We start from the raw sequence: 13635 nt of genomic DNA, 5'->3' as shown, positions 1-13635 counted from the left end.
TTTTCAAAATACTCATTAATAATTTGTAATTTAAAAGATGACGGATACGAGTTATTTTTTGTTTTAGGTAACAATCCATTAACTCCATATAGTTTATACCTCTGGTATTTTTCACTTAATAATCTACAATTTGTATTCAATGACAACATTTTTATAACGTTTAAGAAGCTATAGCCTTGTTCATATAAATCAAAAGCTTTTAATAAAGTATTGATATCTATTTTAATATTTCTAGTCATAATAAAACTCCCTGCTAAGTTTTCACTATTTAAGTGTTTACTTAACAGGGAGCATATCAGTGAGAATGGTGGTTTTTTATTTTTAGAATAGTCCTTTCGTGCGTTTTGAACAGCATATTTTCCGATTAGTCTACCACCAACTAACGGTGCTGAAATGATACCAGCGTATTTCAATATTTTACTTAATTTCATACAGAATCACCTTTTCAAAAGTTTGATGTCTAGTATATATACCCGAATTTGTCTATCATTAAAATAAGAACTTTTATAAAAGGAGTAATACAAATGAAAATATTAATTTTAGGTGCTACAGGCAGAGTTGGACAAGAAGTATTAACACACGCACTATCGGACGGTCATGACGTAACCGTACTCGTTCGCGATAAAAATAAATTATGCGTCGACCATCAATCTGTGAGACTAACCGAAGGAAATGTATTAAATCCAAATGATATTCAAAAAGCAGCTGAATGTAACGACATTATTGTAAGTGCATTAAGTACAGACGGCTCCACTACATTATCAGAAGCTATGCCATTAATTATTGAAACAATGTCACAACAAGGCATTAAACGTATCATCACAATAGGTACTGCTGGCATATTACAAAGTCGAACTGACAAGAATTTACTACGCTATCAATCTAACGAATCTAAAAGACGCACAACACGTGCAGCAGAAGAACATCATAAAGTTTATACAATGCTTAAAGATTCAGAGCTAGATTGGACAATCATATGCCCAACCTATTTACCAGATGGCGAAAGAATCGGACAATACAGAGTCGAACGAGACTACTTACCAGAGAATGCCGTGAAAATATCTGTCCCAGACACAGCAGACTTCGTTTACGATCAAATATCGTCCGACGTATTTATTCAATCACGCGTTGGAATAGGATATTGATATAGAATTCTGAAATAGATTATAAAGACAATTCAACAAATACAAATGAAGCGACAACTGCAACATTATTCGCAATGTTAGGAAGTTTATTGTTCTTCAGAAAGCGTAAAACTGATAAATAATAAGATAACCCCTAAGAGATGTTTCATATGAAACATCTCTTAGGGGTCTTTTTATACTTTCATACTTTTAGGAGGAATCATTGCCCAACATATAAGTAATAATATAAATACAATTGCTGGGACTAGAAATCCGTGGATAGATATTGTTGCGACAACTGTTGCGATCAATGCAGATCCGAAGCTAGATCCAATATTTTCTACAATATTAAAATCCAACCTTTTTAGACTAACTAAAGTATTAAAATAATAGTTTTATATAATTTATCATAATTATTTATTATTATTTTCTATCATTGACAAACCTTATAAACCCCCTATAATTGAGAATGATTCTCATTATATAAATTATTTGAAAAGGAAGTCGATCTTTTTGGAAATCGTATATAACGAACAGATACAAGAAATACGTCAATATTTTCAAAATTTTTCAGAAGAAGACATAACAACTTTATATCAGAAAGCATACCGCGAAATCACGCGACGTATTGGTCAATTATCAAGTTTTGAAGATATTGATCAAGATGTCATTTATGATGATGAAATCTTAGTACACGAAATTCAAGATTCTATTCGTAACCTCACTTTGAGTTATATTCAATTCGAACGTGATCATCAACAATATGGTCACCGTTATCAAAATATTTTTGAGTTTGTTGAACAAGAAAATATATCAGATGTCTTTTTTGAACAAAGTGTTACTGAGGGACATCCTTTTCACCCAATGACTAAGACAAAATTAGGATTCTCTATTGATGATGTTATTAAGTTTTCACCAGAATTTAGACAAACGGTGAATGTCATTTCTCTATTGTGCAATAAAGATTTTATAGATGAAATCAATATCTATCAATCACCTGCATTAGAGACTTTTAAAAAGAAAATTAATACATATTGTAAAGAACATGGCATTAAATTTGAAAACTATGCATTACTGTTTATTCATGAATGGCAATTGAAGCATTTTCTGTTACCACAGTTTGAAACATGTTTCGAACAACAGTTCATGATTCCATTACACGATTTAGCTGTTGAAAGCAGTCCATTATTATCATTTAGAACTTTAGAAGCGCAAGAATTAAATTGCATCGTTAAGACTGCTGTCAATGCACAAGCGACTAGTGCAGTAAGAAATGTGTCTCCCGCTTCTATCCGTAATGGCATTATTCTTAGCGATGTTGTGGAACGCATTTATCGTTCAAATGGTTATGATAATAGCTATATTCAAAAAGATTTAGCAGGCAGTTATTTAAACATCAATCAATCAATCACACGCTAATAAATGTAGCTTTATGTTAAGAAGCCTTATACCTGAACAGAAAGCCAGTCATCAATTAGTATGTGGCAGTCTGATTACTGATAGCTTTGTTACGAGAAAACCTATTCTCATTGAGTGTATTGAAACAATTATGCAAACACAAGACATGTCATTCGATTCTGCAACTCAATTATTCTTAACAGAATATACACATAATTTATTAGAAGCTACTTATAGATTATTGCTTGAAGAAGGTATTAGTTTAGAAGCACATATGCAAAATAGCACTGTCGTCATTAAAGATGGCATGCCTATTTCTATTTATATAAGAGACTTTGGTGGCGTGAGATTATATGAAAGAAATATAGATATTGATGATTCAACAGGCTTGATTACTGACTCATTTGAAGATTTGTTATCAGTATTTTCTCATGCAGTCTTATACAATCACCTGTTCCAACTTATACAAGTGTTGGCTACTTATGGTTATGACAGTACAAAAGGTTATCAAATCATTCGAAATATGATAGCTGATCATCACGTAAATAGTGCGCCTGACATCAATATTTTAGAACAACCAACCTTTAAAATTAAATCACTATTAAAAATGAGAATATTCGTTGAAGGTTACGATTACCAATATACAAATATCAATAATCCGTTATATATGGAGGCTAAATAAAATGAGTTGGACTAATGAGGTATATCAACATATAGATAAATACGAACAACACTATATCGAGCAATGTATTCAAGACAGCATTCATACAACATTCGAGAAATTATTAACATGCTTTTATGAAGAAGTAACACCTCCTATACATCATGTAGAATCCTTTAAAACAATCACAACTTTATATATTAGCGATTCTATATTTGTCACTTATGATAAAGCGAACCATCGCGTACAAATTACAGATGATACAACAACTCGCTTTGTTCAAGATCCACTTGAATTAATAGACTGGCTTAATCATTTTAGTGACGAACATTACGATTACCACAAATTGCATGTTGAAATTGAAAATCACCTCATCAACCAAGCAATTAGTTTTATTCATTGTTCTTATACATCTAAAAGCGACCATCCATTATTACATAGTGAGCAATATGTGATTACTGGGCATAACATTCACCCATGTGCTAAGACAAAGTTAGGATTGTCTTTCAAAGAAGTTATGCAATATTCACCTGAATATAATCATGCATTCAAATTAAACTGGTTATTCGTTAAAAAAGGCTTTCTATATAATAATTTAGAAGCTTCTGAGGTAAAAACTTTAGCAGACTTTAGTGGTTATTTAGGAGAAATACCTGAAGATTATGATTTGATACCTGTACATCCGTTTCAATTCGAACATGTCATACCAAAAGTTTATACAGAAGAGATCAAATCTCAAAATATTATACCGCTTCAACATACTGGTGGACTCGTAAAGAGTACTTCATCATTTAGAACCGTTTGTCCTTTAGATACGATAACACCGATTATCAAACTTCCTGTCAATTCACAAATGACGTCAACAATACGGTCTATTAGCAACAACAGTATTATTAATTCTAAAACTATTGGTGAATATTTCAAATATATTTATAAGACTGACGACCGTCTTAATGAAATCAGCTTACCAGTATTAGAATATGGCGGTATGACTTACATTCATGACGAAGTAGATAAACAGCGTAATTTATCATTCATATTGAGAGAAAATAATACGCAATATATACCTGCTCATGCATCACTATATACAGCTACATGTTTGTTTGAGTTGAATGAACATCATCAAAAAATCTACGTCGATATGATTGAAACAGCTCGTGCAACAGCAACACCGATTGCTTGGTTTGACCAATATGTCTCATTACTCGTTGAAACCGTATTAACACTTATGACAAAATACGGTGTTGGCTTAGAAGCTCATCTTCAAAATATGTCATTTGAATTTATGAATGGTATGCCTACACGTCTTCACGTGAGAGACTTTGGCGGATTACGAATAGATGCTTCTCGCGTGCCTGAATGGTTAGAACTTAGCAACGCTTTAACAAACGCAACAACTGAAGGTATGTATGAGAAAGTACAAAACACTTTAATTAGTAATCACCTCAACACACTTGTGCATCATTTCAGTGAAGATTATGCATATGATCCAAACTTCTTATGGCTACGTATTAACCGTACATTTAAAGCCGTATTTGAAGATTTACTATCACAAGACATTCAACATACAGAGGCAGATATTAAAGCCTTTTACAAAGAGACTATAAACGAGAAAGCATTATTAACGATGCGCGTATCTAATAAAGATCAAGACATTTATATCCCAAAAGCCAACCCACTTCTCATTAGTGATGAAGTTAAAGTTTAACCCGTATCATCGTTTTGTCAGTTCTCAGTTTATAGCTCGAACAATCGATTGGGTAGATATCATCGCATTAAATTGGATCACGTTACAAATGACAGGAAGTGCTGTTTACATTGCATATATTAATTTTGCGCGGTTAATGCCACAGTTAGCATTTGCTTTTATAATCGGCAAAATCATCGATACTGTTAATTCTACTAAACTCATGTACATCATCCATTGTGCGAATATGTTATTCACAGTATGTGTCGTCTATGCTTTTTGGCAAAAATGGAATATCTACCTCATACTGTCTATTATTATGGTGCGTTCATTTTTCCAAGCAATTGATACGATACAAAGAAATGCACTTATACAAAGTTTTGTAGAACCAGATAAGCTTCATAAAGCAATCAGTTTAAATGCTTTAATTTTAAATATTGCTAGACTAACTGGACCATTTATAGGAGGACTATTATTAGGTCAACTGAATTCAAATATCGTATTATCCCTACCTATTATTGGGAGTATGATGGTTATATTATTCAACCAAACTTTGCCAGTGGTTCATCATGAGAAGAAGACACATCATAAAATATGGTCGTACTTAAGACAACAACCTGTTATTGTCATGCTCATGTTGTCCAGTGTCTTATCGATGCTTTTTGGATTTTCGTATACAATTATTCTGCCTAGCATTGTAGATGAACAATTTGGCAGCCGTACGATGATTTATTCACTCTTCACTGCCATGATTGCTGCTGGATCTATTATAATTTTAGTCATGTTTATGCGCACTAAAAATATGAATACGATAAAAAGTTTGAAACGATGGGCAATGATATTTACGTTAACCATAATATTATTAATGTTTATTCATGATACATATTTATATGCAGCTGTCTTATTAATAATGGGATTGGCATCACAGGCATTTAGAACGACCAATCGTATACTCGTCCAACAGCTTGTTGAAGCTAAATATAGAGGATCTGTATTATCCATTTCAATGATGGACAAAGGTTTCATTCCACTTGGTGGTATATTACTAAGCTTTATCTTTGAACAGTTCAATTTACAAATTGTATATATAACAATGGTTGTTGGACTGCTCATCATGGTCATCTGTGTCATGTTTATGATAAATAAGGAGAATCAATATGGAAAGAATTAAAGAAGTGTTAACAGACAGTAATCACGATTATTATATATATGATTTAACCGAATTAAAGAAGCGCATCAATTGGATCAGCTCTGTCACGAAACATGATATTTTCTATGCAGTGAAAGCCAACTCTAATATAAAAATTTTAGAAACACTCGCACCTTTTGTTTCTGGATTTGAAGTTGCTTCTACTGGAGAAATTGAAAAGGTTCGATCTATTTCAAAAGAAATTCCAATCATTTACGGTGGACCTGTAAAGACGAAGCAGCATATAGAATATGCTTTAGATGAAGAAGTGAAATCTATTCAAGTAGAGAGCCTCTTTGAGTTAGATGCATTGCAAGCATTGCTTCAAGACAAACAACAAACAATCAAAGTGATGATTCGCATTAATTTAAGTAACATTCAATCAACAGCTAAATTAAAAATGGCTGGTGTCGCGACACAATTTGGTATGCCTTACAATGATTTAGATGAAGCCATTCAAATCTGTCACGACACAGAACAAATCACTTTAACAGGTTTCCACTTTCATGCTATGAGCAATAATTTAGATGAGGATGCGCACGTCACATTTATAGAAAGTGCGCTTGAATTTACGCAACAATATCAATCACATTTACCGGAAGACTACGCGATTAATGTTGGTGGTGGTATAGGTATCGACTACGAGGAGCAAACATGTTTTGATTTTGATTATTTTGCAACACGTATCCATCACTTACCACGTTTAACTTTTGAACTTGGTCGTTTTATTACAGGTCCAATAGGTTATTATGCCGCTCATGTTTATGATATTAAATCTATGCACGATCAAACATTCGTCTTATTAAACGGTGGCACAAACCATTTTAGATTTCCAAAAGCGTGGCAACATCATCAACCTATTGAAATCATTCATTCGCATTCAACATCTAACAGAATAAAGTCCATTACTAATGATACGGTCGTATTAGCTGGAAAACTATGTACACCTAATGATGTATTTGGTCTCCCCTATGAGATTGAAAGCATACAAACGGGTGATTGGGTTGTCTTTAAATATGCCGGAAGTTACGGATATGACATTAGCCATTTACAATTTTTATCACATGAACTGCCAGTTATTCAGTATATTTAAATATATTTTATTTAAACTGAAAGTATATTCCAAAAATATATTTACAAAAAAAGGTAATAATTTATAATTGAAAATGAAAATCATTATCATAATTCAACTTGAGAAAGAGGTTAAAGAAATGAGAAAGCTTTTATCAGTTATAGTAGTACTTGTTGTAATGCTCGCAGCTTGTGGTAATAAACAAGAGGCATCTTCAGACAAAGATACGCATGAAGTGAAACATGCGATGGGAACGACTAAAGTACCTAACAATCCTAAACGCGTTGTTGTATTAACTAATGAAGGTACAGAAGCACTCGTTTCAATGGGCGTTAAACCTGTTGGTGCCGCTAATTCATATGCTGGTAATCCATGGTATAAGCATTTAGAGAAGAAATATAAAGACATTGAACCTGTTGGTGGAGAAAGTGAAATCAACTTAGAAAAAATTGCAAAACTTAAACCAGATTTAATTATCGGTAATAAATTCAGACAAGAAGCACAATACAAGAAACTTTCTGAAATAGCACCTACTGTATTCTCTAAAGAACTACGTGGCGACTGGAAAAACAACTTTAAATTATACGCGAAAGCTGTAAATAAAGAAGATAAAGGAAATGAAGTCTTAAAGAATTACGATAATCACGTTAAAAAAGCAAAAGAAGAAATTGGAGATAAAGCAAACTCAGAAGTATCAATGGTTCGCTTTATGCCAGGTGATGTAAGAATTTATCATAAAGATACATTCTCAGGTGTTATCTTAGACGAACTTGGTATTAAACGTCCTAAAGGTCAAGGTAAGAATGACTTTGCAGAAAAAGGTGTTACAAAAGAACGTATTGATGCAATGGACGGAGATTATATCTTCTACTTTACTTTCCAAGAAGATGATAAGAAAGTTTCAGCATTAGAAAAAGAATGGGTAAATGATCCTGCCTTTAAAGCATTAAATGCATCTAAAAAAGGTCATGTTTATAAAGTAGATGATGCTGTTTGGAACACTTCAGGTGGTGTATTATCTGCCAATATGATGATTGATGATTTAAAGGAAAAATTGAATGAAAAATAAATATCTTTGGTTGTTTCTCCTATTTTCAGGTATGTTTGTCGTGCTATTCATATTAAGTATGATGCTTGGCTATAAACATTTTACCTTTTCAGATATATGGCAACATTATATTCATGGAGAAACAATTAAAGATCAACGTGTACTGACACAATTAAGACTACCTCGCGCAATTTTGGGCGGGGTTGTCGGTGTTTTAATGGGCATTAGTGGTGTAATGATCCAAACCATTACACGAAACCCCTTCGCAAGTCCTGGTATTATGGGTGTTAACAGTGGTGCTAGTTTAATGGTTGTAATTGCGACTGTTGGGTTTGGTATGAACGGTGCATTTCAACAAACCGTTATGGCTTTTATCGGTACTATCATCATTGCAACTTTAATTATATTAGCCACAACATTACCATTTAAGCCATTCAATGCGATGGAATTAACTTTATTTGGAGCAAGTATTAGTGCTTTTTGTATGGCTATTACTCAAGGTCTACTTATCTATAATGAATCAGCTATAGAAGAGTTGATATATTGGTTAAATGGTTCGGTAGCGAATAAACATATTAATATTTTAATGTACATATGGCCATTTATAATCTTTGGATTAATCATATCTATTTACATGGCCAAGCCGCTTAATCTTTATATGCTAAGTGATGATGCATTAAAAGGACTTGGTGCTAAAATATTATCCATTAAAGTATTTACGATGATTGCTGTTGTTCTATTAAGTGGATCTGCCGTGGCATTAGCTGGTCCGATTGCCTTTATAGGACTGATTACACCTCATATTGCGAAATTGTTATGTAAATCTCATAACCATTTTATCGTCATACCTTTATCAGGTGTTCTAGGTGGTTGTCTTCTATTATTAAGCGACATTTTAAGTAGATATTTATTAATGCCGAGAGAACTGCCAGTCGGTATTACAACTGCACTTATTGGTGCACCAATATTCATTTATTTAATTCTTAATCGTAAGGAGTTAACAGAATGAAGAAATTTATCATACTTATTATCATGCTCATGTTAACGACTTTACTCACACTCATGTTAGGTGATAGCTTTATCGCACCTCAAAATGTACTAAGTGGCTTATTTAAACTTGGTGATCCTTATACAAACTTAGTCATTATTACTTTAAGACTGCCGAGAGTCTTATTAGCAATTGTTATGGGTGCAGCACTTGGCATTGCAGGTTGTGTCTTACAATTTATTACGAAGAATCCATTAGCTTCTCCTGATGTGATTGGTATATCACAAGGTGCTAATGTTGGTTCATTAGTATTTCTTATTGTCTTAACAACAAGTACCGAAGCTTTATTATTACCAATAGCTTATCAGCCAATCTTTTCAATGCTTGGTGCAATAATTATTACGGCATTATTATATTATTTAGCTATGCGAAAAAGTTACAAACGTGATCGTCTCATATTAATTGGTATAAGCTTTAATATACTTTGCCAAGCGATTGTGATGTTCCTAATATTAACTTCAAATAAACGCAGTGCTCAAGCACAAATTTGGATTACAGGATCCGTACATCAAGCAGAATATGAACAAGTTATGATAGTAGGAAGCATCTTACTTATCGTTATGTTTGTCCTGACATATTATGCACGTTCATTTGATATTCATTACTTAGGTAGAAATTTATCATTAGCATTAGGCAATCCTTATCAACACATATCTGTCATTGCATTTATATCAATGAGTATCTTAATTGGTATATCTATGAGTTATGTAGGTGGCATACAATTTGTTGGGTTAATCGCACCACACATCGCACTTAAACTCGGTGCACATCAATTTAGAAATCGAATATTTTATAGTGCCATAATCGGTGCCATCATACTATTATTAAGTGATTTAATCGGTAGAACACTCTTCTTACCAAAAGAAATCCCAGCCGGAATCTTTACCGCACTCATCGGTTCACCATTCTTTATGTATTTATTAATCAAGAGTAGGAAATGATATATAACTACCACAAAAAGGACTAGAAAATTTTCTAGTCCTTTTTGTTAATTTGTCTATATGCTTTCAATTAAATTTATAAAAACACCAGCTACATCATCATAGCTGGCATTATCTTATCTTTGTATTTGATCGGCATTTTCAATGGCTGTTATTTTGCCATTCTTTGTCGTTATTAATATTGAGAAGGAATTGTTTGGATTATCATCATAAACTAACCCATCGCTATTTTCTATCGTTGGTGTTCCGTGAACGGATTTAAATGCTTCTACTGTTACATTTGTTGGTGCTACGTATATATGCTCTGCTTTATCTTTACTATTATATTTTACAGCTACGTTGCCATATTTTTCAGCATGAGATTGTCCAGCTTCTATACGTCCATCTGACTTCCCGAATTTCTTTTCAATGGCATCTCGCGACAATCCAATACCTACTCCATAAAACCCGCTTCTTACATCAGCATTCATAAAGCCTTGGCTAAATTGAGTCGTTTGGACATCGATGCTTGGAGGATCGCCTTCTGGTTCCTCAGAATCATCACTGGATTCTTTGTCATGACTTTCCTCACTACTCGGTTCTTTATCAGCTGTTTGTTGATTACTAGAAAATTCAATACGATTATCACCAGCAATAAATTGATACGCAATGAAACCAAATACACCAACGATTAAAAGTAGTAATACTAATATCATTCCCGAAAATATCTGTTTCAAATTCCTTCCTCCGAACTGTAATTTTCATAAAAAAGTTTATAAATGTATTGTAATTCATATCAAAATGACTTTCTATAGTAACCTAAAATAAAAAAGAATAGATTTCTCTATTCTTTTTAAACTATTTCTAAATATACCTTACACCAACACTTCTGTTTTATTTTCTACGCATTGTTGGACTGATGCTGCTACTTGATCGACGACTCTTTTTTCTAATGAATTTGGTATGACATAATTCGCATTGAGTTCGTCTTTGTTAATTGTTGCTGCTATGGCTTTTGCTGCTGCTATTTTCATTTCAGTTGTGATATGTTGTGTCTTGGCATCTAATACACCTCTAAATATACCCGGGAATGCTAATAGATTATTAATTTGATTTGGATAGTCTGAACGACCTGTTCCAACGATTGCTGCACCCGCTTCATACGCTTCTTCCGGATATATTTCTGGCGTTGGATTCGCTAATGCAAAGATAATTGGGTCGTTATTCATTGATTGAACATGTTCTTTTGATAATGCTTTTGGACCTGATACGCCGATAAATACATCAGCATCTTTAATAACATCTTCTAAAGTTCCATGGATATTATCAAGATTTGTATATTCAGCAATTTCTCTTTGTGCATCATTCAACCATTCTTCTGATTTATTTAAGACACCTTCTAGACTGACGAGCGTAATGTTTTGATAACCCGCTTCTAACAATAATTTCGCAATCGCAATGCCTGCTGAACCTGCACCATTTATAATGATTTTCGCATCTTTATCCGCTTTATCTACAACTTTAAGTGCATTGATTAATGCTGCAAGTACGACGATTGCTGTTCCGTGTTGATCGTCATGAAATACAGGTATATCTAATTCTTCTATTAAACGCTTCTCTATTTCAAAGCAACGAGGTGCTGAAATATCTTCTAAATTGATACCTGAAAAATTAGGTTGTAACGCTTTAATAATTGAAATGATTTCTTCAGTATCTTTCGTGTCTAATGAAATTGGAAAAGCATCAACATTCGCAAGTTTTTTAAAGAGAATGCTCTTACCTTCCATAACAGGAATGGCTGCTTTTGGACCGATATCACCTAAACCTATTACAGCTGTCCCATCTGTAATAACTGCAATCATGTTACCTCTTGCAGTTAATGTATTTACTTTTGTTTCATCTTCAGCAATTGCTCTACATACTGCAGAAACACCTGGTGTATAGACAACACTTAAGTCTTCTTCTGAAGTCACATCTACTTTGCTCGTGATTTCAATTTTACCTGCGCGTTCTTGATGTAAATTTATAGATTCACCGTATTCATTACTTTCAGTCATTTTTAATTACTCCTTATTTATTTATATTTAGCTTAATAATTTTAATAAAAGTGATGCTAAGATTACGGTAGATACACCACCGATTCTAGTAGCAACTTGTGCAAACGGCATTAATGCCATACGTTTAGACGCTGATAATATCGCAACATCTCCTGTACCACCTAAGCCACTATGACAACCTGTTACGATGGCTGCATCAACAGGATACATCTTCATTAATTTTCCTACGAAATATCCAGATAATATCATGACAAATACAACTGACGCACATACGATAACGTATGCTGGTGTTACAATCTTCACAACATCTTCTAAAGGAATATAAAGCATACCGAGACCGACCATTAATGGCCAAGTTAAACTTGTTGAAATAAATTTGTATAAATTATGCGCACCGTCTTCCATTTTGTGTGGCATCACTTTAAGACACTTAATTAGTGTTGCAAATAAAATCATAATAACCGGTCCTGGGACACCAATGAATTTCTGACCAAGTGTACCAACAATAAAGAATGTACAAGCAATGAGTAACCCTGCACCCATTAGTGAGAAATCAATGACTTTCTCTTTCTCTTCATGAACTTCATTACCATCTTCAGATTTTACTAACTTCCCATTTCCTGAAAGATGCTTTTTCTTTTCACCTAAACGCATCATAAGCCCCGCACTAACAACTGCAAAAATATTCCCAATAACAGCTGCTGGAATCATTTGAGATACGAATGATTCTGCTGATCCACCTAAAATAGATGAATATGCAATAGATAATGGAAGTATCCCTTCACCAATACCACCACCGATAATTGGAACAACGATATAGAAGAAAGTATGTTGTAAATCATATCCAAACAACAATCCAACTAACATACCTGCTACGACAGCTAAGACTGTACCCACTATTAAAGGTACAAACATGCGTGTGAAACCTTGAATTAACATTTTTCTATTCATGCCTAAAATACTGCCGACTACTAAACAAGAAATATAGAAATACAAGAAATTAGATGTCTTCATCAAAGTCGTAACGGCTTCCATTGAAGAGGTATTAATCACGTTTAAAAATACTAAAATAGAAGGTACAAGCAATGCTAATATAGCTGGTCCACCTATTTCTTTTAATATAGGAATTCTCTGCCCTAAATCGCCAAGCAATATTCCTAAAATCATAATGACAGCAAATCCACCAATCATATCTGCTGGTAACGTATTATATACAGATGCTGTTAATATAATTGCAGCTAAGACAATGTATAACGGTAATGGTAATACACCAACTTTAGCTTTCATTAATTTTTCCCATAAGCTTTTTATATTATTTTGGATAGGTAACTCATTCTCGGTAACCGCTTCCAAATTGGTCTTCGTATTCATTTTTATCCCCCTTAATTGATATAAACTCATTTTATGAAAACGCAACCAAAAATTATAGCT

At 33.4% G+C, this 13635-nt stretch carries 13 protein-coding genes and 1 pseudogene; 9 read left to right on the top strand and 5 right to left on the bottom strand.

The window, feature by feature from the left end:
• Positions 1-431 (bottom strand): annotated as a pseudogene (locus LQ598_RS11645) (hypothetical protein); the annotation flags it as partial.
• 93 nt (positions 432-524) lie between these two features.
• Here LQ598_RS11645 and LQ598_RS11640 point away from each other — a divergent pair.
• Positions 525-1145 (top strand): NAD(P)-dependent oxidoreductase, encoded by a 621-nt coding sequence (locus LQ598_RS11640; protein WP_239720064.1) that lies wholly within the window; start codon positions 525-527, stop codon positions 1143-1145.
• A gap of 173 nt (positions 1146-1318) precedes the next feature.
• Here the strand turns inward: LQ598_RS11640 and LQ598_RS11635 are convergent, their stop codons facing one another.
• Positions 1319-1483 (bottom strand): hypothetical protein, encoded by a 165-nt coding sequence (locus LQ598_RS11635; protein WP_158006029.1) that lies wholly within the window; start codon positions 1481-1483, stop codon positions 1319-1321.
• A 154-nt stretch (positions 1484-1637) separates the two neighbouring features.
• Between LQ598_RS11635 and LQ598_RS11630 the strand changes: the two genes are divergently transcribed.
• The 8 genes from LQ598_RS11630 to LQ598_RS11595 all read left to right on the top strand — a co-directional run bounded on the left by LQ598_RS11630 (position 1638) and on the right by LQ598_RS11595 (position 10168).
• The gene (locus LQ598_RS11630) at positions 1638-2543 is read left to right on the top strand and encodes an IucA/IucC family protein (protein ID WP_239745544.1); all 906 of its coding nucleotides are present in this window, start codon (positions 1638-1640) and stop codon (positions 2541-2543) included.
• Between the two features lie 13 nt (positions 2544-2556).
• Positions 2557-3204, top strand: coding sequence for a ferric iron reductase (locus LQ598_RS11625; RefSeq protein WP_239745543.1), 648 nt, complete (start codon positions 2557-2559; stop codon positions 3202-3204).
• A 1-nt stretch (position 3205) separates the two neighbouring features.
• Positions 3206-4891, top strand: a complete 1686-nt coding sequence (locus LQ598_RS11620) for an IucA/IucC family protein (RefSeq protein ID WP_239720080.1) — start codon at positions 3206-3208, stop codon at positions 4889-4891.
• Positions 4875-6041, top strand: coding sequence for an MFS transporter (locus LQ598_RS11615; RefSeq protein ID WP_239745545.1), 1167 nt, complete (start codon positions 4875-4877; stop codon positions 6039-6041). Before LQ598_RS11620 ends, LQ598_RS11615 begins: the two co-directional genes overlap by 17 nt.
• Positions 6028-7152, top strand: a complete 1125-nt coding sequence (locus tag LQ598_RS11610; protein WP_239720082.1) for an alanine racemase — start codon at positions 6028-6030, stop codon at positions 7150-7152. Before LQ598_RS11615 ends, LQ598_RS11610 begins: the two co-directional genes overlap by 14 nt.
• Before the next feature lie 118 nt (positions 7153-7270).
• Positions 7271-8200: an ABC transporter substrate-binding protein gene (locus LQ598_RS11605; RefSeq protein WP_239745542.1), complete on the top strand. Its 930-nt coding sequence runs from the start codon at positions 7271-7273 to the stop codon at positions 8198-8200.
• Positions 8190-9188 carry a FecCD family ABC transporter permease gene (locus LQ598_RS11600; RefSeq protein WP_204173911.1) on the top strand — a complete coding sequence of 333 codons (999 nt, stop codon included), beginning with the start codon at positions 8190-8192 and terminating at the stop codon, positions 9186-9188. Before LQ598_RS11605 ends, LQ598_RS11600 begins: the two co-directional genes overlap by 11 nt.
• The gene (locus LQ598_RS11595) at positions 9185-10168 is read left to right on the top strand and encodes a FecCD family ABC transporter permease (protein WP_198054470.1); all 984 of its coding nucleotides are present in this window, start codon (positions 9185-9187) and stop codon (positions 10166-10168) included. Before LQ598_RS11600 ends, LQ598_RS11595 begins: the two co-directional genes overlap by 4 nt.
• 116 nt (positions 10169-10284) lie before the next feature.
• Here LQ598_RS11595 and LQ598_RS11590 read toward each other — a convergent pair whose 3' ends face one another.
• The 3 genes from LQ598_RS11590 to LQ598_RS11580 form a co-directional block, all read right to left on the bottom strand.
• A complete protein-coding gene (locus tag LQ598_RS11590; RefSeq protein WP_103361036.1) occupies positions 10285-10884 on the bottom strand; it encodes a hypothetical protein in 600 nt (199 codons plus the stop codon).
• 138 nt (positions 10885-11022) lie between these two features.
• Positions 11023-12204 (bottom strand): NAD(P)-dependent malic enzyme, encoded by a 1182-nt coding sequence (locus LQ598_RS11585; protein ID WP_239745540.1) that lies wholly within the window; start codon positions 12202-12204, stop codon positions 11023-11025.
• A gap of 27 nt (positions 12205-12231) precedes the next feature.
• Positions 12232-13575 (bottom strand): 2-hydroxycarboxylate transporter family protein, encoded by a 1344-nt coding sequence (locus LQ598_RS11580; RefSeq protein WP_119593922.1) that lies wholly within the window; start codon positions 13573-13575, stop codon positions 12232-12234.
• Between the last annotated feature and the right edge of the window lie 60 nt (positions 13576-13635).

Origin of the sequence: Mammaliicoccus sp. F-M27 (assembly GCF_022387115.1) — a bacterium.
Lineage (GTDB): Bacteria > Bacillota > Bacilli > Staphylococcales > Staphylococcaceae > Mammaliicoccus > Mammaliicoccus vitulinus.
Note: the sequence above shows the minus strand (reverse complement) of the source record. Positions and strands in the feature narration are given on the sequence as shown.